The sequence below is a fragment of the Paenibacillus paludis genome (genome assembly GCF_042610515.1).
Classification (GTDB): domain Bacteria; phylum Bacillota; class Bacilli; order Paenibacillales; family Paenibacillaceae; genus Paenibacillus_AQ.
Genome location: NZ_JBGJZP010000024.1, coordinates 50,239 through 74,765 on the forward strand (window position 1 = coordinate 50,239; position 24,527 = coordinate 74,765).

24 protein-coding genes are annotated in these 24,527 nt (G+C 50.4%); 16 read left to right on the forward strand and 8 right to left on the reverse strand.

Annotation, left to right across the window (positions count from 1 at the left end; all coding sequences use genetic code 11):
• Window positions 1-113: 113 nt before the first annotated feature.
• Genes recQ through ACAN56_RS30185 form a run of 3 tightly spaced genes read left to right on the forward strand, consistent with a single transcriptional unit; the run spans window position 114 to window position 4,434 of the window.
• Complete coding sequence (gene recQ, locus ACAN56_RS30175; protein WP_038587234.1) at window positions 114-1,949, forward strand: DNA helicase RecQ; 1,836 nt, start codon at window positions 114-116, stop codon at window positions 1,947-1,949.
• Window positions 1,950-1,964: 15 nt separating this feature from the next.
• Window positions 1,965-3,866, forward strand: a complete 1,902-nt coding sequence (locus tag ACAN56_RS30180) for a B12-binding domain-containing radical SAM protein (RefSeq protein WP_038587236.1) — start codon at window positions 1,965-1,967, stop codon at window positions 3,864-3,866.
• A gap of 19 nt (window positions 3,867-3,885) precedes the next feature.
• Window positions 3,886-4,434, forward strand: coding sequence for a GNAT family N-acetyltransferase (locus tag ACAN56_RS30185; protein WP_379147515.1), 549 nt, complete (start codon window positions 3,886-3,888; stop codon window positions 4,432-4,434).
• A gap of 159 nt (window positions 4,435-4,593) precedes the next feature.
• Here ACAN56_RS30185 and ACAN56_RS30190 read toward each other — a convergent pair whose 3' ends face one another.
• From ACAN56_RS30190 to mnmL, 4 genes are all read right to left on the reverse strand, one after another.
• Entirely contained in the window at window positions 4,594-5,553 is a 960-nt protein-coding gene (locus ACAN56_RS30190; protein WP_379147517.1) for a serine aminopeptidase domain-containing protein, read from the reverse strand.
• Between the two features lie 186 nt (window positions 5,554-5,739).
• Entirely contained in the window at window positions 5,740-6,708 is a 969-nt protein-coding gene (locus ACAN56_RS30195; protein ID WP_379147519.1) for a type I phosphomannose isomerase catalytic subunit, read from the reverse strand.
• 105 nt (window positions 6,709-6,813) lie between these two features.
• Window positions 6,814-7,419, reverse strand: coding sequence for a tRNA 5-(aminomethyl)-2-thiouridylate-methyltransferase MnmM (gene mnmM / locus ACAN56_RS30200; protein WP_379147521.1), 606 nt, complete (start codon window positions 7,417-7,419; stop codon window positions 6,814-6,816).
• On the reverse strand, window positions 7,419-8,372 hold the full coding sequence (gene mnmL / locus ACAN56_RS30205; protein ID WP_038587243.1) for a tRNA modification radical SAM protein MnmL/YtqA: 954 nt from the start codon (window positions 8,370-8,372) through the stop codon (window positions 7,419-7,421). The genes mnmM and mnmL overlap by 1 nt, the downstream gene beginning before the upstream one ends.
• A gap of 353 nt (window positions 8,373-8,725) precedes the next feature.
• Here mnmL and ACAN56_RS30210 point away from each other — a divergent pair, with 353 nt between their 5' ends.
• The gene (locus ACAN56_RS30210) at window positions 8,726-8,908 is read left to right on the forward strand and encodes a hypothetical protein (protein ID WP_038587245.1); all 183 of its coding nucleotides are present in this window, start codon (window positions 8,726-8,728) and stop codon (window positions 8,906-8,908) included.
• 229 nt (window positions 8,909-9,137) lie between these two features.
• Entirely contained in the window at window positions 9,138-9,854 is a 717-nt protein-coding gene (gene trmB, locus ACAN56_RS30215; RefSeq protein WP_038587248.1) for a tRNA (guanosine(46)-N7)-methyltransferase TrmB, read from the forward strand.
• A gap of 111 nt (window positions 9,855-9,965) precedes the next feature.
• Here trmB and ACAN56_RS30220 read toward each other — a convergent pair whose 3' ends face one another.
• Together ACAN56_RS30220 and ACAN56_RS30225 are read right to left on the reverse strand one after the other, a co-directional pair.
• Window positions 9,966-11,081: an MGDG synthase family glycosyltransferase gene (locus tag ACAN56_RS30220; protein WP_379147562.1), complete on the reverse strand. Its 1,116-nt coding sequence runs from the start codon at window positions 11,079-11,081 to the stop codon at window positions 9,966-9,968.
• A gap of 56 nt (window positions 11,082-11,137) precedes the next feature.
• Window positions 11,138-11,665, reverse strand: a complete 528-nt coding sequence (locus tag ACAN56_RS30225; protein ID WP_379147525.1) for a phosphatase PAP2 family protein — start codon at window positions 11,663-11,665, stop codon at window positions 11,138-11,140.
• 415 nt (window positions 11,666-12,080) lie between these two features.
• Between ACAN56_RS30225 and ACAN56_RS30230 the strand changes: the two genes are divergently transcribed.
• The 4 genes from ACAN56_RS30230 to rplT all read left to right on the forward strand — a co-directional run bounded on the left by ACAN56_RS30230 (window position 12,081) and on the right by rplT (window position 14,747).
• Complete coding sequence (locus tag ACAN56_RS30230) at window positions 12,081-13,319, forward strand: glycosyltransferase family 2 protein (RefSeq protein WP_038587252.1); 1,239 nt, start codon at window positions 12,081-12,083, stop codon at window positions 13,317-13,319.
• A 281-nt stretch (window positions 13,320-13,600) separates the two neighbouring features.
• Window positions 13,601-14,098, forward strand: coding sequence for a translation initiation factor IF-3 (gene infC, locus ACAN56_RS30235; RefSeq protein WP_038587254.1), 498 nt, complete (start codon window positions 13,601-13,603; stop codon window positions 14,096-14,098).
• A gap of 56 nt (window positions 14,099-14,154) precedes the next feature.
• Window positions 14,155-14,355 (forward strand): 50S ribosomal protein L35, encoded by a 201-nt coding sequence (gene rpmI / locus ACAN56_RS30240; protein WP_036696104.1) that lies wholly within the window; start codon window positions 14,155-14,157, stop codon window positions 14,353-14,355.
• A gap of 32 nt (window positions 14,356-14,387) precedes the next feature.
• Complete coding sequence (gene rplT / locus ACAN56_RS30245) at window positions 14,388-14,747, forward strand: 50S ribosomal protein L20 (protein WP_038587257.1); 360 nt, start codon at window positions 14,388-14,390, stop codon at window positions 14,745-14,747.
• Between the two features lie 117 nt (window positions 14,748-14,864).
• Here the strand turns inward: rplT and ACAN56_RS30250 are convergent, their stop codons facing one another.
• Entirely contained in the window at window positions 14,865-15,407 is a 543-nt protein-coding gene (locus ACAN56_RS30250; RefSeq protein WP_038587259.1) for an acyl-CoA thioesterase, read from the reverse strand.
• 309 nt (window positions 15,408-15,716) lie between these two features.
• Between ACAN56_RS30250 and ACAN56_RS30255 the strand changes: the two genes are divergently transcribed.
• The 5 genes from ACAN56_RS30255 (at window position 15,717) to ACAN56_RS30275 (ending at window position 21,149) form a co-directional block, all read left to right on the forward strand.
• A complete protein-coding gene (locus tag ACAN56_RS30255; protein ID WP_038587261.1) occupies window positions 15,717-16,718 on the forward strand; it encodes a BMP family lipoprotein in 1,002 nt (333 codons plus the stop codon).
• Window positions 16,719-16,890: 172 nt separating this feature from the next.
• Window positions 16,891-18,429: an ABC transporter ATP-binding protein gene (locus tag ACAN56_RS30260; RefSeq protein WP_038587263.1), complete on the forward strand. Its 1,539-nt coding sequence runs from the start codon at window positions 16,891-16,893 to the stop codon at window positions 18,427-18,429.
• Window positions 18,422-19,495, forward strand: a complete 1,074-nt coding sequence (locus tag ACAN56_RS30265) for an ABC transporter permease (RefSeq protein WP_038587265.1) — start codon at window positions 18,422-18,424, stop codon at window positions 19,493-19,495. The genes ACAN56_RS30260 and ACAN56_RS30265 overlap by 8 nt, the downstream gene beginning before the upstream one ends.
• Window positions 19,496-20,452: an ABC transporter permease gene (locus tag ACAN56_RS30270; protein WP_038587267.1), complete on the forward strand. Its 957-nt coding sequence runs from the start codon at window positions 19,496-19,498 to the stop codon at window positions 20,450-20,452.
• Window positions 20,453-20,798: 346 nt separating this feature from the next.
• Window positions 20,799-21,149, forward strand: coding sequence for a hypothetical protein (locus tag ACAN56_RS30275; RefSeq protein WP_038587269.1), 351 nt, complete (start codon window positions 20,799-20,801; stop codon window positions 21,147-21,149).
• Between the two features lie 20 nt (window positions 21,150-21,169).
• Here the strand turns inward: ACAN56_RS30275 and ACAN56_RS30280 are convergent, their stop codons facing one another.
• On the reverse strand, window positions 21,170-21,616 hold the full coding sequence (locus tag ACAN56_RS30280; RefSeq protein ID WP_038587271.1) for a GNAT family N-acetyltransferase: 447 nt from the start codon (window positions 21,614-21,616) through the stop codon (window positions 21,170-21,172).
• A 645-nt stretch (window positions 21,617-22,261) separates the two neighbouring features.
• Here ACAN56_RS30280 and ilvB point away from each other — a divergent pair.
• Entirely contained in the window at window positions 22,262-24,010 is a 1,749-nt protein-coding gene (gene ilvB / locus ACAN56_RS30285; RefSeq protein WP_038587272.1) for a biosynthetic-type acetolactate synthase large subunit, read from the forward strand.
• A complete protein-coding gene (ilvN, locus tag ACAN56_RS30290; RefSeq protein WP_038587274.1) occupies window positions 24,007-24,495 on the forward strand; it encodes an acetolactate synthase small subunit in 489 nt (162 codons plus the stop codon). Before ilvB ends, ilvN begins: the two co-directional genes overlap by 4 nt.
• Window positions 24,496-24,527: the final 32 nt, after the last annotated feature.

The window sequence follows — 24,527 nt, forward strand, 5'->3', positions numbered from 1 at the left end:
ATTTTTATGTAATGATTTGAATATGAACCTCCGGTTTTACCACTCCGGTTGTTGCTCATTAGTCTTTTGCCCGGTAAACTAAAGAGAGAAAGTTCTAAGGAGTTTTGAGAGATATGAAGATGCAAGCACCTACTATGGAACAGGCGCAGGCTGAACTGCAAAAATATTACGGCTATCCCGACTTCCGGGAGGGCCAGAAAAAGATTGTCGAGAGCTTGCTGGAGGGTCATGATACGCTGGGCATCATGCCAACCGGAGGCGGAAAATCGATCTGCTATCAGGTTCCGGCGCTGCTGCAGCCGGGGCTGACGCTGGTCATCTCGCCTCTGATCTCGCTGATGAAGGATCAGGTGGATGCACTGACCACTGCGGGGATACCTGCTGCCTATATCAACAGCACCTTAAGCGGCAAGGAAGTGAATGAGCGCATCCGGGCTGCGCGCCGCGGCGAGCTGAAGCTGCTTTATGTTGCACCCGAGCGGCTGGAGCTGGACTGGTTCCGGTTAGAGATGGCCGGGTTATCCATCTCATGCGTGGCTGTGGATGAAGCGCACTGTGTATCCCAGTGGGGCCATGATTTCCGTACAAGCTACCTCGCGGTATCCCCTTTTGTAGAGGAACTGCCGCAGCGGCCGATTCTTGCCGCATTTACCGCGACTGCTACCCCGGAGGTCATGGAGGATATGGTCCGGCTGCTGCGTCTGCGCCAGCCGGGCGTCTTCATGACCGGGCTTGGCCGGGATAATCTGGCGATGTCTGTGCTGCGCGGGGAGAACAAACGCGAATTCGTTCTGGATTATACCGCTACTCATTCCCATCAGCCGGGTATTGTATATGCGGCTACCCGCAAAGAGGTTGATGATCTCTATCAAAGACTGCAGGCGTCGGGAATCGCTGCCGGACGCTATCATGCCGGAATGAATGACCAGGAACGGGCAGAGAGCCAGGAAGGTTTCCTGTATGACGACATCCGTGTGATGGTCGCCACCAATGCCTTCGGGATGGGGATCGACAAGTCCAACGTACGTTATGTTATCCATTACAATATGCCGAAGAATATGGAAGCTTATGTTCAGGAAGCCGGACGTGCCGGACGGGATGGTGAGCCGAGTGAGTGTATCCTGCTCTTCAGCGCGCAGGACATTATGACGCAGAAATTTCTGATTGAACAGAATCCGCAGGACCCGGAGCGCAAGGCGAATGAATACCGCAAGCTGCAGCAGATGATCGATTACTGCTACACCACCCGCTGCCTGCGCAGCGCACAGCTGAATTATTTCGGTGAAGATCACGGGGACAAGCCCTGCGGCATCTGCAGCTCCTGTACGGATGAACGGGAACTGGTAGACATGACAGTGGATGCGCAGAAGATTTTCTCCTGCATCCACCGCATGCGTGAACGTTACGGTGTGGCGCTGGTTGCTTCGGTGCTCAAGGGCTCACGCAACCAGAAGGTGCTGCAATACGGCTTCGAGCAGCTGCCGACTCATGGCGCGATGTCGAGCCGTACGGAGAAAGAGATTACCGAGAGCATCAATGTGCTGATCTCGGAGGGATATCTGGCCCTGACAGAAGGCCAATATCCTGTGGTGCGGCTGCAGCCGCTGGCTGCCGAGGTACTGCGCGGCCAGCGTGAGGTGCAGCAGCGTGTGGCCCGTCCTTCACGCACCGGCGGAGCCTCCGGCGGGCGGGACCGCAGCCGGTCGCGGGATCTTTCGCCGTCGGCCGTCAATGAGACGGTCTTCGAGCAGCTGCGCCTGATCCGCCGCGAGCTGGCGGGACGCGAGCATGTCCCGTCCTATATCATTTTTAATGATGCGACCCTGCGTGAGATGAGTGTGGTTTGCCCGCAGACCGAAGCGGAGATGCTGAGGGTGAAGGGTGTCGGGGAAGTGAAGTACCGGAAATACGGCAAGCCGTTTCTGGAGTTTTTTCAAAATGAAATGTAAAGAAGGTTATGAGGCATGAGAATCGTCCTGGCCACATTAAACGCCAAGTATATCCACACCTCGCTTGCCATCCGTCTTCTGAAGGCGTACAGCGAGCATGAATTCGAAGATATCCTTCTGGCGGAATACACTATCAAAGATCCCGTGATGAATATCGTGTCAGACCTATTCCAGAAGAAGCCCGATGTTATCGGCTTTTCCTGTTATATATGGAACATCGAGGAGACCGTCAAGCTGATTGGCATACTCAAACAGGTGATGCCGGAGGTCACTATCGTGCTAGGCGGGCCGGAGGTGTCTTACGAGCCGCTGTACTGGATGAAGCGGGAAGCCGGGATTGATTTTGTTGTAAACGGCGATGGGGAAGAGACCTTCCACCATCTGCTGCAGGAATTGCGGGATGAGCGCAAGTTCCATTTTGTATACGGTGCGGCTTACCGTAAGGGCGAAGAGCTGATTGTCAATCCGCCGCGTCCGAAGACGGATCTGAATACACTGCCGACACCGCACCGGTTTCCGGATGATCTGCCGGATCTCAGCAAGCGGATCGTTTATTTTGAGACCAGCAGGGGCTGTCCCTTCAACTGTCAATTCTGCTTGTCCAGCATTGAGGTAGGCGTACGCTATTATGATATCGAACGGGTCAAATCCGATTTGCTGTATCTGATCGAGAACGGAGCCAAGGTTATCAAGTTTCTTGACCGTACCTTTAATATCAACCGCAGCTATGCCATGGAGATGTTCCAGTTTCTGATTGATAACCACCAGGGCTGCGTGTTCCAGTTCGAGATTACCGCGGACATCATGCGGCCCGAGGTCCTGGATTTTCTGGCCCAGAACGCTCCTCCCGGCGTCTTTAGATTCGAGATTGGCGTGCAGTCAACCAATGACGAGACCAACGAGCTGGTCAAACGCCGCCAGAATTTCACGAAGCTATCGCGTACGGTGATGAAGATTAAGGCCAGCGGCAATATCGATCAGCATCTCGATTTAATTGCCGGACTGCCCATGGAGGATTATTCCACTTTCCGTAAAACCTTCAACGATGTATTTGCCATGGAGCCGGAGGAGCTGCAGCTTGGGTTCCTGAAAATGCTGCGCGGCACCGGTCTGCGTGCCCAGGCAGCCAAATATGACTATACCTATATGGAACATGCCCCGTATGAGATTCTCAGCAGCCATGTGATGCCGTTCTCCGATATTATCCGGCTCAAACGGCTGGAGGATGTGCTGGAGAAATACTGGAACAGCCATCGGCTCGACCATACTGTGAAATACCTGATCCGCCATGTGTTCCAGTCGCCGTTTGATTTCTTTCAGGAATTCGGGGATTACTGGGAAGATCGGGGCTGGCAGAAGATCGGCCACCAGCTGGAGGATTTGTTCACCCGTCTGCATGCCTTCCTTACAGATCGCGGGACAGATGCCATGAACATCATTACCGGGCTGATGAAGCTTGATTATTTCCTGGGGCACAAATATAAGCCGCGCAAAATCTGGTGGGATGTCTTGCTGGATAAAGCGGATTGGTCCAAACATATGAAGGATATCGCTGCTCATCCGGGATTGATATCCCCGCAGCTGGCGGAGGCCGGATACAGTGAACGTGAACTGCAGAAGTTCATGATGCTGGAAGTGCTGCCTTTCCGTTTGGAGACGGTACTGGATTCGATCAGCGGCCTGCGGGCCGATGAAGGATTGGCTGATGCAGAAGCGAATACAGAACCGAATGTGGAGATGAGTGGTGTGTCTGGCAATATCGGTGAAGCGAACGCAGCAGCGGCGGCCGTAGCGGTAAATGACAGGGCCACGGCTGTGGCCGAAGCTGAGGCAGGAGTGGGAGGAAACACGCTGCTGATTGTGCTGTACCAGCAGGATGACAGCCAGCGGGCACAGTATTATACACTGCCTTTGTAGAAGGAGGATTCTTCCGGCTATGAGCAATCAACCTCCGGTCAGATTGACTTTGTATGAAGAGAAGCTGCGGGAAGAGCTGCTGGCGTTTCAGCTTCCTGCGGAGCAGGCGGAATTCACCGGCTTGCCTGAGGAGACTATAGATGGTGCCTTGCAGGACGAGGGGAAGGTTCCGGTTGTTATTGTGGCTGGAGAAAAGCCGGTGGGATTCTTCATCCTGCATACCGGAGCGGGTATCGCCGACTTCTACAACCATTGGTCTGAAGCGTTGCTGCTGCGTGCGTTCCTTGTTGACTATGCCAGCCAGGGACAAGGGTTTGCCAAGGCTGCAATGGCTTTGCTGCCGGGTTTTGTCCGTATTCATTTTCCGGCAGTCCGTGAGGTGGTGCTGGCTGTGAATGAGCGCAATCTCCCGGCAGGAAATCTCTATCTGTGTGCCGGTTTTCGGGATTACGGTCTGCGCAGGAGCGGTGCAAAAGGATCGCAGATGATTCTGCAGTATTCGCTTGAGGAATTCAGCGCAGGTTCTGGCGGGGGCATGAACAACGGGGACGGCTGCGGGAGCGGCTAATCAGAGCATGACCCGCAGTCCGCTGTTTGCAACGTTCTCAACGGAGTGTCAGTTACATTATTCTGTTTGTTTATATGCTGCACTTTCGACCGCTTGACTAAAAGTTTGTTCAAAAAACAGGCATTCCATTATTTCTGGAATGCCTGTTTTTGTTCGCTTTTATATTGCATTCGATTGAAGCAGAGACTCGGCAGGGAGGTGCCGGACCAGCCAGTCTAACACGTCGGCTGTGACCTCGTTATGATTCACTTCGTTCAGCATTTCATGTCTGCCTTCCGGATACAGCCTGTACTCCACATCGCCTAATCCTTGCTCCTTGTAGATGCTGGCCAATCGCAGCACACCTTGCCCCTGCATGCCCACAGGGTCCTTGGCCCCGGAGAACAGATACACTGGCTTATTCTTGCATAATGTCAGCAGTGTTTCGCGGGACTGGATTTCGCGCAGCAGCCGGAAGAAATCCCGGAAGAAGCGGGTGGTGCAGATCGCGCCGCAGAAAGGATCGGCGATGTAACGGTCCACCTCCTGCGTGTCACTGCTCAGCCAGTCAAAAGCCGTTCTTACCGGAGAGAAGGAACGGTTGTAAGGGCCGAATACGAGGCCGTTCAGCATTACGCTGCGATGAAGGGCTCCCTGCAGTCTGAACTGCATCCCGGCCAGCGTTTCTCCGGCTCTCAGCATATTGCGCGGGCCATTGGTGCCGCTGAGAATAAAGCCGGCGTATATCTCATTGCCATGCTCACACATCAGCTTCTGTGCCAGGAAGGAGCTCATGCTGTGGGCGAGCAGGAAGATCGGCAGACCTTCATGCCGGGAAGAGGCAATCCCGGCAAGCTGGAGCATATCGCGCCGCATCCAGTAGAATCCGTTCTCCCCGGTATCGCCAAGCAGGTTGACCTTCCCGGCAGTTTTGCCGTGCCCACGGTGATCATTGGCATAAACTGCATATCCGGCCCCGGTGAGCGCTAATGCGAAGCGGGTATAACGTGCAGCCGTCTCACACATGCCATGTGCAATTTGCACGATGCCCCTGACCGGAGCTTCTGGCTCCGGCAGCCATTCGTACACATGAATATTCACGCCGAGGGGATCGGTCATTGTAAAGCTGTTTTCCTGCATTATCCTGCCCTCCTAAAAGTTTGTAAAACATCTGCTTCCTTGATCATACGCCGTACCCACTCCGCTGAGTGATACATCTGAGTATTGTAGGAATCGCTGATACAGCTCTTTATCGGAAAGAGTAACGAGAGAAAACCCCGCTTTACACTGTTTCCCTGCTGCGGGTTTGCCTTATAAGTATGAATTTTAGGGCAAATATGAACGCAACACGGTAGAGTGGCCTTCGATTCCGTAAGAGCCAAGGGTTGCCGGAAGCAGATAACATTCTCCTGCGGCATAAGGTTGGGAACCGCCTTCCCAAGTCAGGTGTCCGCTGCCTTCGCAGATGACGAGAATGGTGAAGCTGTCCGGAGTCGTGGCAAGCTCCCATTGTCCGTTTACAAGGCCTTTTTCAACGATGAAATAAGGAGAGGAGGCGATTTGCAGCCATTCCCCGGGAACGGCGCCGTCTGTCTTCATCGAGGTGGCCCCCGCACCTTCATAGGCGGTTACATTCAATGAATCCTCAATATGAAGCTCACGCGGCTTGCCGTCCAGTCCCGGACGGTCATAATCATAAATCCGGTATGTAGTGTCAGAGTTTTGCTGGATTTCGGCAACAACGACTCCTGCGCAGAGAGCGTGAACGGTGCCCGCAGGAATATAGAAGGAATCACCGGCAGAGACGGTAATCTCCTGAAGACTGTCCATAACGGTTCCATTCTCCAGTGCATCACGCAGTGTTTCCCTGGTGACATTTTCTTTCAGGCCGTAAATGATCTTGGCACCCGGCTTGGCGTCCAGCACGTACCACATTTCTGTCTTGCCCAGTTCACCCTTCGGCAATCCTTCATAGTCATCTGTAGGATGCACTTGCACGGAAAGGTTGTCATTGCAGTCCAGCAGCTTGATCAGCAGGGGGAATCTTCCGCCTTCTTCGCTGATGCCTTTGCTGCCGAACCATTCCTGTCCAAACTGCTCACGGATTTGATCGAGCCCCTGTCCGGCGAGTTCGCCGTTTACGACGGAAGAGGTGCCGTTCGGGTGATCGGCGATCATCCAGCCTTCGCCAATATGGCCCTCCGGCAGTCCGAGCCCGAATTTCTCCAGTGCGCGGCCGCCCCAGACGCGTTCTTTAAACTCCGGCTGAAATTTTAAAGGATATGGTTTTGTCATCACAACATCTTCCTTCCAAATTGTAATATTTACTTGCTTCTGTTACTTACAGCGTGTCAATTTTGTGAGCTGAATGCCAAAATGCCCGATTTTACTCATTGCTATTTAGGCTTCAGTTCCTTTTTTCTTCTCTACGGCTACTACGTAGGGAGCAGAAGACCGCTGCAGCTGGCGGTACACAATGCTCTGCGCCTCCTGCTGGGCAAGCCCTGCCGCCCATGACTCTACGGCGGAGGCTTCGCGGTCTCCGCCGTCATGGCCCGGGTAGAGCACCGCCGTGACGATGCCGCCCGGGCGCAGCAGCGAGAGCGCGGCCTCCAAGGCGGCCAGCGTGCTCTCCGGCTCGGTGATGATGGTCTTGTCGGCATCGCCGGAAGGCAGGTAGCCGAGGTTGAACATCACCGCCGACACCGTTCCGCGCCACTCCGGCGGAACGGCTTCCGCCATCGCTGCATGGCTGCGCTCCAGCAGCGTCACGGGAGAAAGCGCTGACGGCGCTTCCTCCCGGGCCAGCCGCAGGCGCTCTTCCGCAAGCTTCAGCGCCGCAGGCTGAATGTCGAAGCCGTACACCCCGCCTCGCGGCCCTGCCGCCTTGGCGAGGAACAGCGTATCGGCACCGGTGCCCACGGTGGCGTCAATGGCTCTGCCGCCGGACATTAGGCGTTCGGCGGTTAATTTATGAGCAAAGCTAAGGACGGACATGAAGCCCATTAGCTCTTCCTCCAGTACTTACCCTGCCAGGTGTCGCGTGCAACCAGCTCATCATCAATTGCGTTCAGCACTTCCCATTTCTTAAGGCTCCACATAGGCCCGATCAGCAGATCGCGCGGGGCATCCCCGGTCAGACGATGAACAATCATCTCCGGCGGCAGGATTTCCAGCGAGTCGGCAATCAGCTTGACATATTCGTCCTGCTCCAAAAACCGCAGGAGGCCAGCCTCATATTGCTTGACCATCGGCGTTTTGCGCATGAGATGCAGCAGATGGATTTTGATGCCCTGAACACCCATGCGGGCAACAGCCGAAACAGTTTCCAGCATCATTTCATGAGTTTCCTGCGGAAGCCCGTGGATAATATGGGTACAGACGCGGATGCCGTGACGGCGCAGCTTCTCGACAGCCTCGACATAACACTTGGTATCATGGGCGCGGTTGATCAGTTCGGAAGTGGAATCATGAATGGTCTGCAGACCCATCTCCACCCACAGGTACGTACGCTGGTTCAGCTCGGCGAGATATTCGACGACATCATCCGGCAGGCAATCCGGACGTGTGGCGATGGCAAGTCCGACCACACCCGGCTGTTGCAGAATCACTTCATAATATTCTCTCAGCTCCTCGACCGGAGCGTACGTATTGGTGTAGGCCTGGAAATAACCGATATACTTTGCATTCGGCCATTTCAGATGCTGTCTGTCGCGCACATTGTTGAACTGGGTAACCAGATCGTCGCGGCGGCTTCCGGCGAAATCGCCTGATCCTCTGGCGCTGCAGAAGGTGCAGCCTCCTTTGGCGATAGAGCCGTCACGGTTAGGGCAAGTAAAACCGGCGTCGAGCATTACTTTGAATACCTTGGTATCCATCTGTTCGCGCATTTCGTAGTTCCAGGTATGAAATCGTTTATCTCCCCACAGCAGTGGAGAAGAGGTCTCTAGAAGACTCAACAGGTGCAGCTCCTCTCTTAAATATAAGAACGTTTATTTTTAGGGCTGAATGACTGCTTTCCCCCTGAAGTTATCCTTATATTGTCGCTAAAATGACGGTGTTCCGGAAAGGCAACGTAGAGCCATTTTATTTTAACCTATCCATTGTAACAAAAAACAGCGCCCAGCGTAACATTGGCGCCTGCGGAATCCGTGAAAAAAAGGCTAAAAATAAAGGGTTTTCACTTGTTAATGCTTACACATTATGTTATATTTAAATTGTAAAAAACCTGATACAGCAAGCATAATCTTCATTTATTGAATTCATAATTTCGTGTCGTCCGATCCATAATAAAACCCAAGAGGTGATCACGATGAATTCTCAAACATCATATGCCGAAGGCAAAGGCTCCATTGATGTGCAATTGACTCCTGATGAAGCGCTTGCGCTTACGGGCGTGGAGTTTAATGGCAACCATAAGATTAAGACAGAAGCGCAGCGCAAGATCAGAAATGCGTTCGAGAAGAAATTTGATTTTAATACACCGGCAAGGTAGACTATGAACTGTTGAACTAGTGGACCCCAATTCCAAATACAACATAAAGGGAATTCTCCGGCGGATTTTTTGCCCCCGTCGGAGAATTCCCTTTTCCTTTTGGCAAATATATGTAGAAAATGACGGAATCAGCATCTCTTCACTGAAATCCCTTTACTTTTGCAGATAAGTTCGGCACAATATTGCAAGTGATAGTTATTGTAATAAGTGAATAAGCGGAGGAATACCTATGCGTTTACGCGGAAGAAAAGGAATACGTGAAAGCCTGGAGGAACAGACCGATCTGGTAATCCTCGATCCACGCAGCCTCAAGGGGCGGTGGTCTGAATTGTTCGGCAACGATCATCCGATTCATGTGGAATTCGGAATGGGCAAAGGACAGTTCATTAGTCAAATGAGCTTCAAATATCCCGATATTAATTTTATCGGCGTTGATATGTACGATGAGTTGATCCGCCGCGCGGCTGAGAAAGCCCGTTTGGTGTGGGAGCCGGCAGGACATGAGACGCCGCCTAACCTCAGAGTGGCACTCGCCAATATTAACTACGCGGAGGAAGTGTTTGCTCCAGGAGAGCTGGAACGTATCTATCTGAACTTCAGCGATCCCTGGCCGAAGAGCAAGCATGCCCGCCGCCGCCTGACGCATCCGCGTTTTCTTGACAAATACCGCGGGTTACTCAGTCCGCTGGGGGAAATTCATCTGAAGACGGATTCCCGGAGCCTGTTTGAGTTCTCCCTTAATGCGTTTGCCGACTATGGGCTGCAAATGAAGAATATCTCTCTTGACCTGCATGCGGACGGTGTCATTAATGAGGAGCATGTCATGACGGAATATGAGACCAAATTTTACGGCCGTGGCGTTAATATCCAGCGCTGCGAAGCGATTGTCGGGGCAGAGGCGCTGGAGCGGTATCAGGCCGCCCGGCTGGATAAATACCGGCTGTAGAACAGTTAATGCCGATTTATGTCTCCACCAAAGCAGAAGTATATAAAAATGGCAGTCCAAGGAGAAATTCCCGGACTGCCATTTTTATATGTCCCCTTGTTCTTGTGGGCGTTATTCGAGCATATCAATAATGCTTTGGGCGCTTTGCAGCGGATGAAACCTGGCGATCTCTTCCAGATGGCTTTTTCGTTTGGCCTGCACGTCCTCATAGTTGTAGAGCAGCCGCTCCATCCATTTGTCGACTACATCCAGCGATGAAATCGGTTCTCCAAGACCTGCAGCCGTGAAGTAGCGGCAGTTCTCCTCTTCCTGACCTGGCAGGGGGTGATGGAAGAGCATGGGGATACCCTTGGCCAGCCCTTCGCTGCAGGTCATTCCTCCTGGCTTGGTAACGAGCAGATCGGATACCTCCATCAGCTTGTCAATCTCGCGGGTAAATCCGATCAGGGAGATATTGGGATGAATGTACCGGTGGTCCTCGTTCATCTCGCTCAGCAGTTTATCATTCGTGCCGAGACAAAAGACAATCTGGACTTTCTCCCGCCAGCTCGCCAGCGCTTCGTTCACGACCTCATCGTTCATCATGCCCCAGCCCCCGCCCATAACCATAACCGTCGGCAAGTCCTGCAGGCCGAATTGCTCCAGAATTTCCGCTCTTCCGGGATGCTCCCAGAAGTTGGGGTGAACCGGCATGCCGGTAACCTGGATTTTGGCGGCGGATACGTTTCGCCGGCGCAGCTTGGCTTTGACCTCCGGAGTGGACACCAGATACCGGTCTACCTCAGGGCTGATCCAGGTGGCATGGGCATCATAATCCGTGATCACCGTAACGAGCGGCGCTTTGAAGGCCGGATCCAGCCGTTTCAGGCGGGACACCACAGCGCTGGGAATAAAGTGGGTGCAGACGATAATATCGGGCTTCAGCTGCTTCACAATATTTTGCGTATGTGTATAAAATAAGCGGTGCAAGGCAAGCGTGGTAAGACGATTAAATGATTTCTGGTGACGGTACACGTACCCCATCAAGCGGGGCTGGGTCGTCACTGTTTTGCGGTATGCCGACACAACAAGAGGCGCCAGCTTTGGATTCAGGAAATTTCCTAGCTCCAGCACCTTCGTTTGCACTTGGGGCGATAACTTGCGCAGGCTGCTCGACAGCGCGTAAGCTGCCTGCGTATGTCCTGCACCAAAACCTTCCGACAGCAATAAAACTCTTTTTTTGCGCAATGTTGGATTCACCTGTTCCCGGATGGATTTCGCCGATATGACTTGTGATGCAGGCTTCAGATCCATAAAACAACGGTGCCTGCCGCAACGCCAGTGCCGATAACTGCTCCTGCAAGAACGTCAGAAGGGTAATGCAGTCCCAAATAAATGCGGGAGAAACCGACAATAGCGGCCAGCGGCAGCAGGAAAACGGTCAAGGCAGGGTAAGCCGCCATATAAGGTACCGTTGAGGCGAAGATAGCTGTAGTATGACCTGATGGAAAAGAATGATCTTTAAGCGGATTGTGAAACGTATTCGTTCCCGGCAGCGCCAGATAAGGACGCATGCGCGGGTATAACTTTTTAGCAACAGCGACGGGCAGGTGGCTGACAGCCAGAGCGGTGAGAGCCTGAAGACCCGTTGTTCTCAAAGGCTGGGGTGAGAGCACCCAGATTAGCACATTGATACCGATGGCGCTTGTTGCTCCGCCCAGATGGGTAAGATAGAAAAGCCAAAAGTTCAAAAAAGGGTTGTGCAATCGTCCGTTGATCCACTTGAAAACTTGCCGTTCCCAGAGATGTAGTTTCATGAATAAATGTTTCATACTTTGTCCCTCCGATAGTCCGGCTGAGGATAATAAACGCAGCAGCAGCCACTCGATCCAAGACCTGAAAGCTGTCTTTATCATACGTTTTTAAAGCAGTCCATTTCAAGAAAAAGCTCGGTTAAGGTCGGAAAATGCCAGTTTTGACTTAACAACCCCTTACACCTTACAATGATTCAAGTAGGCTAAACATGTTTATAAGGTTACAGAGAATTGAGGAGTCCGCCATTTGGTATCTCTATAACATCTTTATAAACGGGATAGATATAAATTGAAGCCTACTCCACAAAAAGGGGAAACTCTTGGTCTACTGTAAGGAATGCAACAAAAGGGTCAGAAAGAACGTTTAATAAGACAGAGAGAGAAAAAAAGAAAAAAAGCACACCAAGAGTGAAAAAGGGGGCATCAAAAGATCATGACAGACGCATTGTTTGTTACGCTCCAAGTGATCTTGGCGGCAATCGCAGTCTATCAGTTCACATTATCGTTGTTTGGACTGCGCAAGAAAAAGAATAAGGTACAGTTCGGGCCGGAAAAATCATTTGCTGTATTGGTTGCCGCGCACAACGAGGAAGAAGTCGTCGGCGCATTGATGGAGAATTTGAAACAGCTTAATTATCCCCAAGAGTTGTACGATGTATTTGTCATCTGCGACAATTGTACAGACGGCACCGCAAGAATTGTGCGCGAGCACGGAATGAATGCCTGTGTCCGCACCAATACCAACCTTCGGGGCAAGGGTTACGCAATCGAATGGATGCTCAAGGAACTATGGGCGATGCCGAGACAGTATGATGCAGTTGTCATGTTCGACGCCGACAACCTTGCACATACCGAATTCCTCACAGAGATGAATAATGATCTCTGCGCAGGCGGGCGCGTAATTCAAGGCTATATTGATACAAAGAATCCGGAGGATTCATGGATTACTGCTGCATACGGTGTATCTTACTGGTACATCAACCGTTTGTGGCAGCTGTCGCGCCATAATTTGAACATGGCCAACTTCCTGGGCGGAACCGGCATGTGCTTCGAAACCAATCTGCTTAAAGAGATGGGCTGGGGAGCAACAAGCCTTGTCGAGGATTTGGAGTTTACGATGCGCAGCGCATCCAAAGGCGTATTTCCAAAATTCAACTATGACGCCAAGGTATTTGATGAGAAGCCGCTCACGTTCAAAGCATCCTCCAGACAGCGGCTGCGCTGGATGCAGGGACACTTTACAGTGGCCCGCCGCTACTTCTTCCCTTTGCTGTGGCAAGCCATTAAAGAACGCAGCCTGACGAAGCTGGATCTCGCGCTGTATGGGGTGAATGTCTACATCGTGCTGCTGACGTTCCTGATGACTGCTGTAATGTGGGTAGACACTTCGCTGCTTAATGGTCCGCATATTGCCAATATTTATGGTTATTTGCCGTTGTGGCTCAGCTTCTTTGCAGTCGGCGCCAATATTATCACCTTCCTGCTGGCCATGGCGCTGGAGAAGGTCAAGTTCAAAAAAGTGTATCTTTACCTGCTGGTCTTTCCGGTGTATCTGCTTTCCTGGTATCCAATTACGTTCTATGCCTTCTTCACGCAGAACAACAAGCAATGGAGCCATACCAAGCACACGCGTGTCGTGAGGCTTGAGGAAGTTCAGAGCAAGCAAGGATAAGCCCGGATTTTCACAAAAGAACATGTTGACACTCCTTGCGGAGTATTGTATAGTATTCAAGTATGCAAAACATAGGGATTGCAAGCAGAAGCACCGGCTTCTCACCTGACTGGCAAATACGCCAGCTGGTTTTGATCTCAATGCTTTATGAATGGTTATAATTCATGAACGTTGATCAAACGGGGTGTCGGGGAGTTACCGGCATCCCTTTTTTATGGAGAACCGTAAATAAAATAATTGTAAAGTAGATCCGGAGGTGGAGTATTATCAGTAAGGAACATATGATCAATGATGAAATTCGGGCCAAAGAGGTTCGGTTGGTTGGAGCGGAAGGCGAGCAAATCGGAATTAAGCCGATCCGCGAAGCGTTGCAAATGGCGATTGATCTTAATCTTGATTTAGTCAACGTAGCACCGCAGGCGAAACCGCCGGTATGCCGCATCATGGATTACGGCAAGTTCCGTTATGAAACACAGAAGAAAGAGAAGGAAGCACGCAAGAACCAGAAGATCGTGGATCTTAAAGAAGTATGGTTCCGTGCCAACATTGAGGAACATGATTACCAAACCAAGTTCCGCAATGTGATTAAGTTCCTGGGCGAAGGCGATAAAGTGAAGTGCTCCGTTCGTTTCCGCGGACGTGAGATTACCCACGCTAGCATCGGCCAGAAAATCCTGGAACGTGTTAAGACCGAAGTGGAAGATATCTCTGTTGTTGAGCGCCAGCCTAAGCTGGAAGGCCGCAGCATGATTATGATTCTGGCTCCTAAAGCCCAATAATTTGGAGTCACTTGCACAGCAATTTGGCGCCGCATAATATTCAAGGAGGAAACACCATGCCTAAAATGAAAACACATAGCAGCCTGAAAGGCCGCTTCAAAATTACCGGAACTGGTAAAGTACTGCGTTACAAAGCTCACAAGAACCACTTGCTGTCCCACAAATCGAAACGCGCTAAACGCGTATTGAACGGCAATCCAGTAATGGCCCCTGGGGATGTAAGACGTTTGAAACAAGGACTCGCTAACTTGAAATAGTTTTATCACACATTTTTGGGAGGTTTATTAATATGGCAAGAGTTAAAGGCGGATTTGTAGTTCGTCGTAGACATAAAAAAGTGTTGAAATTGGCAAAGGGTTATTTCGGTTCCAAGCACCGCATTTTCAAAACAGCTAACGAGCAAGTAATGAAATCGATGGTTTACGCATACCGTGACCGTCGTCAAACTAAACGTAACTTCCGCAGACTGTGGATCGTTCGTATTAACGCAGCAGCTCGTTTGAACGGCCTGTCCTACAGCAAGCTTGTATTCGGCCTTAAATTGGCTGGCGTAGAAGTGAACCGTAAAATGCTGGCTGACCTGGCAGTAAACGATCTTAACGCATTCAACTCCCTGGCTGTTGTAGCCAAAGAGAAGATTAACGCGTAAGAGGGATGAATAAACCGAAAAGCACCACCTGCGGGTGGTGCTTTTTTTGCGCGGTGACATTCAGAGAAGCCCCCTGCCGGCCAGATTCTGTAAGGGAGGGGGCTTGCAGCTGAAATTTTATTCCCAGTACTTGGTGGTGCTCAATTGTGAAGCCAGCTTTTTGCTGTTTGTCCGTCTTAGTTTGCGCAGCTCTGAACGTTCATTGGCAGATTCGCTGATCAGCTTCTCTTCATCGGTCTCGGGGATAATAGCCGGAACTGGAGCAGGTGTGCCATCCTCGTGCACCGCTACAAAGGTCAGGAATGACGTAGCGGCGACAACGCGCTCGCCTGTGTATAAGTTCTCCGAGATAATCTTCACAAACACCTCGATACTTGTGCGTCCTGTCCAGGAGACGAAGGATTCGAAGCACACGGAGTCCGTAGGTCTGATTGGCAGAAGAAAGTCAACGGAGTCAGCAGAGGCGGTTACCACATTCGTGCGGCAATGGCGCATAGCCGAGATAGAGGCAACTTCATCAATGGTGCTCATCAGCTTGCCGCCAAACAGGGTTTTGTGGTTGTTGACATCATTCGGGAAGACGCGGCCGGTTTTGAACACGCGGGATTCACGGCTGTATTTAAAGGCGGGCGCGACTTGTGGGGTGTTTTGTTCATCCATATTTTTCAGTACTCCCTTTTCATGCAAGATATAAACAATCATGATAATAGAAAATACATTTGTGTGCAATAATAATTATAAGGTTTTAGGAATATGTTTAACTGTTTCGAGCTTTCCTAACATCAAATAGACATAAGTATAACACTTTGTGTCAGGGTAAGCGTTTTCTTGGTGAAAAATGCAAATTATTATTGACCTGAGGTCATTTATAGACTGGATTTTAGGTTTTTTTACAGTTATAATTTGATCTAATGGTATGTCCAAGCAAAACACAGAAGACATCCAATTTCTTAAGGGGGATCACATTCGATGAAAAAGGTTTTCAAATTGTCGCTCGTTATGTTGATGGCAACCAGTGTCATTTTGGCAGGTTGCGGTAACAAAAAAGACGGCGCATCCGACGTTAAGGTAGGGCTGGTTACAGACGTAGGCGGGGTAAACGATAAATCGTTTAACCAATCTGCCTGGGAAGCCCTGGAAGCTCTTAATAAAGAATCCGGTGTGGAAATTAAATATCTGCAAAGTAAAGCCAACGCAGACTATGTGCCAAACCTTAACCAATTCGTAAAAGGCGGCTACGATCTGACTTGGGGGATCGGCTTTGACCTTGGAGACGCTTTGCTGGAAGTAGCTAAAGCCAATCCGGATGCCAAACTGGCAATCATCGATAGCGTTGTAGACGCTCCAAATGTTGAGTCCGTTACTTTCTCTGAGAATGAAGGTTCCTTCCTGGTGGGTGTTGTTGCCGGTTTGACAACTAAAACTAACAAAGTGGCCTTTATAGGCGGTATGGACAGCCCGGTTATCAAACGTTTTGAAGTTGGCTTCACGGCTGGCGTAGAAGCAGTTAATCCTGAAGCAACAGTAACGAATACTTATGCAGGCGCTTATGACAAGCCTGATACAGGTAAATCCCTGGCTGCTACCCTGTACGATGCCGGTAACGACATCATCTTCCCTGCTGCCGGCGCAACTGGCAACGGCGTGTTCAATGAAGCTAAATCCCGCAATGATGCAGGCGGCGATAAAGTATGGGTAATCGGTGTAGACAAAGACCAATCCATAGAATTTGGCGACGATGTAACTTTGACTTCCATGATCAAACGTGTTGACGAAGCAGTTAAGAAGGTTTCCCAACAAGTAGTTGACGGAACATTCAAAGGCGGCACTACAACCGTACTGGGTCTGAAAGACAACGGCGTGGGCCTTCCTGAAACATCAAAAGCCAACGTATCCGAAGAAATTCTGGCTAAAGTTGAGGATTTCAAAAAACAAATCATCGATGGCAAGATTACTGTTCCATCCGAGTAAGCGTTGAGTCATTCTTAAAGCTTTACAATAACGTAATAAGGAACAAGGCCGGTTCTAAAGCTGGCCTTGTTCCCTGTTAAAAGTTATACGTGAACACAGCAGTGCCGCCTCGCAAGGGGCGGTACAGCCGTGTCTGTATGTCTATTATATATTCTGTGATGAGGGTGATTCCATGAGTGCTGCGGCTCCTGTCGTAGAGTTGAAGCAAATCACAAAACGCTTTCCCGGTATTGTAGCGAACGACTCTATAAGTCTGACGCTGGAAAAAGGGGAGATCCATGCGCTGCTCGGTGAGAACGGTGCAGGCAAGTCCACCTTGATGAATATCGTATTCGGACTATACCAGCCCGATGAAGGCAGCATCGAAATCGACGGGAAACCGGTTATTATCGATAGCCCTAATAAAGCTATTGAGCTTGGCATTGGTATGGTCCACCAACATTTCAAGCTTGTAGAGCCTTTTACGGTCACCGAGAACATTGTTCTGGGCATGGAACCGAAAAAAGGACTTAAAATCGACTATAAATCCGCTTCTGAGCAGGTTCGCAAACTATCGGAGCAATATGGCTTGCAGGTCAATCCGAATGCCAAAATTCATGACATTTCGGTCGGCATGCAGCAGCGGGTAGAGATTATGAAAACCCTGTATCGCGGAGCGGATATACTTATATTCGACGAGCCTACCGCTGTATTGACGCCGCAGGAGATTACTGAGCTTATGGCGATCATGAAGCGGCTCGTTGCAGAGGGCAAATCCATTATTCTAATTACACATAAGCTTAAAGAAATCATGCAGATTTCCGATCGGGTTACAATCATCCGTCGTGGTAAGGTGATTGATACCGTTAAGACTGCCGGGACGAATCCGAATGAGCTGGCCGAAAAAATGGTCGGACGCGGCGTGACATTCAAAGTGGACAAGCAGGCTCCGCATGTGGGATCCAGCGTCCTTAAGCTGTCCAATGTCAGCAGCAAGAGCAAGGAAGGCGTATCTGTGCTGAATGGCCTCAGCTTTGAAGTGAAGGCCGGTGAAATCCTTGGGATTGCAGGCGTTGACGGCAACGGACAAAGTGAGCTGATCCAGGCCATCACGGGACTCCGCAAAATTGATTCCGGTTCTATTACCGTATCCGGCAAAGAAATTTCCAACCTGTCTCCACGCAAAATCTCGGAAATGAATGTATCCCATATTCCGGAAGACCGTCATAAACACGGGCTTGTGCTCGATTTCAGTGTAAGTGAAAATATGGTATTGGAAACGTACTACAAGAGTCCGTATAACCAGTCTGGCTTCCTGAAGAAAGACGTAATCAATCAGCATGCCGAAGATTTGGTCAAACAGTTTGATGTGCGTACGCCTTCCATTGAGAACAAAGCCCGCTCTTTGTCAGGCGGTAATCAGCAAAAAGCGATTATTGCGCGGGAAATAGACAAAAATCCGACACTCCTGATTGCGGCTCAGCCGACACGTGGTCTTGATGTCGGAGCGATTGAGTTCGTTCAGAAGCAACTGATTGCCCAGCGTGATCAGGGCAAAGCTGTGCTGCTGATTTCTTTCGAGCTGGATGAGATTATGAATGTTTCCGACAGAATAGCCGTTATCTATGAAGGGCAAATCGTCGGCGAAGTATTGCCGCAGGATACGAATGACCAGGAACTGGGTCTGATGATGGCGGGCAGCTTGAAGCGGGGGGGAAAAGCGGGTGCATAGACTGAAAAAAATATTTGCGACAGACAGCTATATTGTGCCGATTGTTGCAATAATAATGGGTTTCCTGGTAGGAGCTGTCGTGATGCTGGTCGGCGGATATGACCCTATCCTCGCTTATTCATCCCTGTTCCAGCGTGTATTTGGCAGTGCTTATGATTTCGGTGAGGCAATACGTGAAATGACGCCGCTGATGTTTACCGGGCTTGCCGTAGCATTTGCCTTCCGCTCAGGAATGTTTAACATTGGTGCGGATGGTCAAGTGCTTATCGGTATGACCGCCGCTTCAGTGATCGGTATTAAGCTGGCTGGCCTGCCGCCGTTCTTGCTGGTCCCGCTTGCTGTTATCGCTGCAGGGCTCTGCGGCGGTCTGTGGGCCGGAATAGCCGGATTCCTTAAGGCGAAACGCGGCATTAATGAAGTTATCACTACCATTATGCTGAACTGGATCGCGCTCTATCTGGCAAATTACATTGTCAAAACATTTTTGCTCCTTCCAAAGCAAAACCGTTCGGAGGATATTCCCGCTTCGCTTTCCATGAACTTCTTGAATTCTCTGTTTGATAACGCCCGTCTGCACTGGGGTACAGTTATTGCGCTTGCTGCAGCGCTGTTCTTCTACGTGTACTTATGGAAGACCAAACAGGGATATGAAATGCGTGCGGTTGGACTCAATCCGCATGCCGCAGAATATGCCGGGATGAATGTTGGACGCAATGTAGTGAAGGCGATGTTCATCAGTGGCGCCTTCGCCGGGCTGGCGGGAGCAGGTGAGGTGCTGGGCGTATTCCACTATCAATCTGTCTTCGCAGCCTCGCCGGGTTATGGATTTGACGGCATCGCCGTCGCGCTTCTTGGACTGACTCATCCGCTTGGAGTCGTATTGGCCGCTATCCTATATGGAATACTGACGTATGGTTCGGCAGGCATGAGCTTTGGAGCAGATGTTCCACCGGACCTGATTCGTATCGTAATCGGTTCAATTATATTCTTTATTGCGGCACAAGGAATTGTCCGCTGGGTGCTTAAACCGTTTTACTTCAAGCGCAAGAAAGAGAAGGTGTTATAGATGGATCTGCAGACGTTAGGACAACTGCTCAATACAACGCTTGTATTCTCCACAGCGCTCATTTTTGCCGCGCTGGGCGGCATCTTCTCTGAACGCTCCGGGGTAGTTAATATCGGTCTTGAAGGTTTGATGATGTTTGGTGCCTTTGCGGCAGCCGTGGGCGGATATTATGCCCAGGATGCCGGAATGGGGGCATGGGCTCCGTGGGTTGGTGTGATTTGCGCTATGGCTGTGGGTGTGATTGGCTCATTGATTCATGCGGTGGCCGCAATTACCTTTAAAGCCGATCAGACGATCAGCGGTACGGTAATTAACTTCCTTGCTGCCGGCAGCACGCTTTATATAGTTAAGCTGCTTTTTGACGGCGCTGGTGAAACACCGCTGCTGGATGGCTTCAAAAAAATACCGGTGCCAGGTCTTTCGAAGATTCCGGTTATTGGCGAAGGGATTTTTAATTCCTATCCAACAACCTATTTGGCGATTGTGCTGGTTATTGTCATTTACTTTGTGCTGTTTAAGACTCCGTTTGGCCTTCGCTTGCGCGCAGTTGGCGAACATCCGAGTGCTGCAGATACGCTGGGTGTCAATGTAAAGCGGATGAGATATATCGGAGTTATGCTGAGTGGCCTGCTGGCCGGTATCGGCGGAGCGACAATTACGCTGACGACTACAGGTACCTTTGGGCACAATACGATCTCCGGTCAAGGTTTTATCGCCATTGCAGCGATGATCTTCGGCAAATGGAATCCGCTTGGTGCATTTGCAGCCGCAGTATTCTTCGGATTCTCCCAGGCTATCCGCAACTATGTGCAGTTGTTTGAATGGTCCAATAGTATCCCTCAGGAATTTATCTTTATGATTCCTTATGTATTGACGATTATAGTACTGGTAAGTGCTGTCGGCCGCTCTTCGGCGCCAAAAGCGCTCGGTGAGCCATACGATCCCAGCAAACGTTAGACCCGCAGTTGATTTGAATAGCAGTATTATTCAAAAACGCATTTCCGGCTGTTGCTGAAAATGCGTTTTTTTGTGCGAATATAAGAATTTATATGCTTCACGCTATAAATCTCGCTGAAACGGATACCGTCCTTTTGAGGACGGCAAAGCCGTTTCCACTTGGCTTTGAGCCATATCTGCAGAGGATGCAGTGTGGCTAAACCGCAAGTTATTGCTACTCTTTCGCTGGACAGGGCATGTGTACAGGCGAACGGCAGACGCGCCGAATAAACTGTGTTGAAACTTATGCGAATGCATATGAGACAGGTGTGTAAGCAGATGCTTATAAAATTTTAGGAGGGATATTATGGCACAGCCGGTTACAAAGAAACAGGTAATGAAGCTGGTGGGCAGAAATATCGTTGCAGTGAAAAAAGATGGTTCTAAAGTGACGGGCAAGCTGCTCCGCATTTCTGGAAACCGTCTGATCCTACAGCGTGTCAGCGGTAAGAAAGTACAAACCAAAGCATTGATTCCGCTGGTGCTGTTTGATTTGCTTGCCATAGGTACGGCCCCTTATGCTGGCGGATATGGCCCAGGTTATGGAGGCTCCCCGTATGGAGGCAATCCATATGGTGGATACGGTTATAACAAGTATGGAGGATATGCTCCTGGACCTTATGGCGGAGCTCTGGTACCTCCGATTGGCTTTTTCTAAGAAGTTTATAAGCAGCAGAGTCAATTGAACTGCTTTTCAAACTCATAACAGTAGTTTTGCGCCTGATAACGGGCTACTCTGTAGCCCATTTTTTGATAAAAGGAAATACCGGCAGTATTTCCAGTATCAACAGCAACCTTGGCCCGCTGACAACCGCGAGATAATGCAAATCGCTCTGCGCGGTCCATGAGCATATTCCCCCAATGTTTGCGCCTAGCTGCAGGGGCTACGGCTAGCATATCAATATACAGCAGATCACCGTGCAGCATAAAGTGGACAAACCCCAGCGGATCGCTCTCATAGTCTGGGCAGGCTACCAGTGTAACTCCTTGCCCCAAGCGGCGGGGCAGATCTTTTCTTACCTGATTAATTACGGTTTGGGGGAGATGGGATAAAGGGACGAGCTGCTTTTCAATCAGATCCAGAATGACGGTGTCGTCCTGCTTGGGTCTACGGTAACGAATCATAGAGCGCCTCCTTTCCACGCATTGTCGTACATCATATGCCCAGGGTGGTGTGGGCGTTACGGTAGAACAGAACAACAATTTGTGTCAGTTACGGAAATAAGGGTATTGACTTAACCGTGTGAGGAATCATATAATGTGTCTAAACATTTTATCGAACATACATGCATCGGCAATGATGAGGACGAAGTTTTAAGGGCTCTTTTGCTCAGAGAGTGAGAGGAATTGCTGCAACCTCCACCAGAATCCCTTATATACGAGCTCACCTCGGAGCTGTTTTCCTGAAAGGTCCATCGGCAACAGTGGTGGAATTATTAGGGGGAATCGTTTAGTCCGCGTTAGGGACTTCAGGTTACAAAGATTTGGGCCCTGCCTACATCGATGGATTTTTGTTACCTGATAAGGCGTTACATCGCGAGATGTAATGCAAACATGGGTGGTACCACGGAAGATCAACCTTTCGTCCCTCACGCGCTTCTATTTTGCGCGTGGGTGGCGGAAGGTTTTTTTGTTGCCCATAAGATGATGGTTAGCTGCACTGGGTTGGTGAACACTAACTTTCAAGGAGCATAGCCAATTCTTACAGCTGTATAAAAGACGGTCTGTCATTTGCATAATGAATGTTAAATATCGAAGGGAGGAATACTGATGAGCGCGAATATACCGGAAGTGCGGTCTACAGAGCAGTTACGTGAGAAATGGAAGAATCCCGAGGTGATTACGGGATCCGAAGTCCTGCTGCGCAGTCTAGTACTGGAAGGTGTTGATACTGTATTCGGATACCCGGGCGGGGCTGTGCTGTACATCTACGATGCGCTTCATGGCTTCGATGATTTCAAACATATTCTGACCCGGCATGAGCAGGGCGCTATTCACGCGGCTGACGGATATGCCAGAGCGAGCGGCAAAGCGGGAGTATGCATCGCTACCTCCGGACCCGGAGCTACCAACCTTGTAACCGGCATTGCCACCGCCTTTATGGATTCTGTTCCGCTGGTAGTCATCACCGGGAACGTCTTCTCCAGCCTGATTGGAACCGACGCTTTCCAGGAAGCGGATATTACAGGCATCACAATGCCGATTACGAAGCATAGCTATCTGGTACGTGATGTTGAGGATCTGCCGCGAATCATTCATGAGGCGTTCCATATTGCCAATACAGGACGTAAAGGTCCGGTGCTGATTGATATTCCCAAAGATGTCTCGGCAGCCAAAATGTTATTCAATCCGGTGCAGCTGCAAGGCGTTAACCTTCGTGGTTATAACCCGCGGACCGTTCCGAACAAACTTCAACTCGATAAGCTGATCCGGGCCATTGATGCTGCAGAACGTCCGATTATTATTGCAGGCGGCGGTGTCATCTACTCCGGAGCGCATGAAGAGATGTATGAATTCGTAAAACGGACGGAAATTCCGATTACGACAACTCTGCTGGGACTGGGCTGTTTCCCGAGTGCGGATGAGCTATGGATGGGAATGCCGGGCATGCATGGCACATATACCGCAAACAATGCTATTCAACAGTGTGATCTGCTGATTAATATCGGTGCCCGGTTTGACGACCGTGTTACCGGCAAGCTGGACGGCTTCGCGCCAAAAGCCAAGATTGTTCATATTGATATCGATCCGGCAGAAATCGGCAAAAATGTATCGCCTGACATTCCGATCGTTGGCGACGTGAAGACAGTGCTGGAGATGCTGATTCCCGATGTACGCCGGGCAGCAGGTGCCGATGCCTGGAGAACACAAATTGCCCAGTGGAAGCTGGATCAGCCGCTTCGCTACAAGGATTCGGAGACTGAGCTTAAACCGCAATGGGTTATTGAAATGATAAACGACACCACCAAAGGTGAAGCTATCGTTACTACAGATGTAGGGCAGCATCAGATGTGGGCTGCACAATATTATAAATTTAATCATCCCCGCTCATGGATCACCTCCGGGGGACTTGGAACAATGGGCTTCGGATTTCCGTCAGCCATCGGAGCGCAAATGGCGCATCCGGACCGGCTGGTTGTCTCGATCAATGGGGACGGCGGCATGCAGATGTGTTCCCAGGAGCTTGCCATCTGTGCTATCAATAACATTCCGGTCAAGATTGTAGTTATTAACAATCAGGTGCTTGGTATGGTCCGGCAGTGGCAGAATCTGATCTATGAGAAGCGTTACAGCTATACCGACCTCGCTGGCAGCCCGGATTTCGTAAAGCTGGCTGAAGCCTATGGCGTCAAGGGACTGCGGGCCACGAACAAGGAAGAGGCTGGCGCAGCATGGAAGGAAGCTTTGGAAACGCCGGGACCTGTTCTGGTAGAATTCGTTGTTCCCAAAGACGAAAATGTCTACCCGATGGTAACTCAAGGGTCAACCATTGATCAAATGCTGATGGGGGATGAATGACAGTGATGAGACATACGATTGCTGTGCTTGTGAATGACCAGCCAGGTGTGCTGCAGCGGGTTTCAGGGTTGTTCGGCCGCCGGGGGTTCAATATTGAGAGCATTACTGTGGGCCAATCCGAGGAGGTTGGATTATCCCGGATGGTTATTGTTACACTTGGTGACCAGCACACTCTGGAGCAGATTGAGAAGCAGCTCTACAAGCTAATTGATGTTATTAAGGTAGTGGATCTTGGCGCCAAACCGATGGTTGCCCGTGAATTGGCGCTGATTAAGGTCAAAGCTGATCCGGCTGAACGTCCAGAAATTATGGGCGTAGTCGAAACCTTCCGTGCCTCTGTAGTCGATATCGGTACAACAAGCGTGTTGGTACAGGTTGTGGGAGACACTCAGAAGATTGATGCAATGATTGAACTTCTCAAGCCATACGGCATCAAGGAGCTTTCCCGTACAGGAGTTACAGCGATGATTCGCGGCAATGCCTAATTGTCATAATTTACGGCTTTAACGGATTACTG

Excerpts from the sequence above, each read along its gene's own strand:
- recQ (WP_038587234.1), top strand. The coding sequence starts at position 114 with ATGAAGATGCAAGCACCTACTATGGAACAGGCGCAGGCTGAACTGCAA.
- ACAN56_RS30180 (WP_038587236.1), top strand. The coding sequence starts at position 1,965 with ATGAGAATCGTCCTGGCCACATTAAACGCCAAGTATATCCACACCTCG.
- ACAN56_RS30185 (WP_379147515.1), top strand. The coding sequence starts at position 3,886 with ATGAGCAATCAACCTCCGGTCAGATTGACTTTGTATGAAGAGAAGCTG.
- ACAN56_RS30190 (WP_379147517.1), bottom strand. The coding sequence starts at position 5,553 with ATGCAGGAAAACAGCTTTACAATGACCGATCCCCTCGGCGTGAATATT.
- ACAN56_RS30195 (WP_379147519.1), bottom strand. The coding sequence starts at position 6,708 with ATGACAAAACCATATCCTTTAAAATTTCAGCCGGAGTTTAAAGAACGC.
- mnmM (WP_379147521.1), bottom strand. The coding sequence starts at position 7,419 with ATGGGCTTCATGTCCGTCCTTAGCTTTGCTCATAAATTAACCGCCGAA.
- ACAN56_RS30210 (WP_038587245.1), top strand. The coding sequence starts at position 8,726 with ATGAATTCTCAAACATCATATGCCGAAGGCAAAGGCTCCATTGATGTG.
- trmB (WP_038587248.1), top strand. The coding sequence starts at position 9,138 with ATGCGTTTACGCGGAAGAAAAGGAATACGTGAAAGCCTGGAGGAACAG.
- ACAN56_RS30225 (WP_379147525.1), bottom strand. The coding sequence starts at position 11,665 with ATGAAACATTTATTCATGAAACTACATCTCTGGGAACGGCAAGTTTTC.
- ACAN56_RS30230 (WP_038587252.1), top strand. The coding sequence starts at position 12,081 with ATGACAGACGCATTGTTTGTTACGCTCCAAGTGATCTTGGCGGCAATC.
- infC (WP_038587254.1), top strand. The coding sequence starts at position 13,601 with ATGATCAATGATGAAATTCGGGCCAAAGAGGTTCGGTTGGTTGGAGCG.
- rpmI (WP_036696104.1), top strand. The coding sequence starts at position 14,155 with ATGCCTAAAATGAAAACACATAGCAGCCTGAAAGGCCGCTTCAAAATT.
- rplT (WP_038587257.1), top strand. The coding sequence starts at position 14,388 with ATGGCAAGAGTTAAAGGCGGATTTGTAGTTCGTCGTAGACATAAAAAA.
- ACAN56_RS30250 (WP_038587259.1), bottom strand. The coding sequence starts at position 15,407 with ATGGATGAACAAAACACCCCACAAGTCGCGCCCGCCTTTAAATACAGC.
- ACAN56_RS30255 (WP_038587261.1), top strand. The coding sequence starts at position 15,717 with ATGAAAAAGGTTTTCAAATTGTCGCTCGTTATGTTGATGGCAACCAGT.
- ACAN56_RS30260 (WP_038587263.1), top strand. The coding sequence starts at position 16,891 with ATGAGTGCTGCGGCTCCTGTCGTAGAGTTGAAGCAAATCACAAAACGC.
- ACAN56_RS30270 (WP_038587267.1), top strand. The coding sequence starts at position 19,496 with ATGGATCTGCAGACGTTAGGACAACTGCTCAATACAACGCTTGTATTC.
- ACAN56_RS30275 (WP_038587269.1), top strand. The coding sequence starts at position 20,799 with ATGGCACAGCCGGTTACAAAGAAACAGGTAATGAAGCTGGTGGGCAGA.
- ACAN56_RS30280 (WP_038587271.1), bottom strand. The coding sequence starts at position 21,616 with ATGATTCGTTACCGTAGACCCAAGCAGGACGACACCGTCATTCTGGAT.
- ilvB (WP_038587272.1), top strand. The coding sequence starts at position 22,262 with ATGAGCGCGAATATACCGGAAGTGCGGTCTACAGAGCAGTTACGTGAG.
- ilvN (WP_038587274.1), top strand. The coding sequence starts at position 24,007 with ATGACAGTGATGAGACATACGATTGCTGTGCTTGTGAATGACCAGCCA.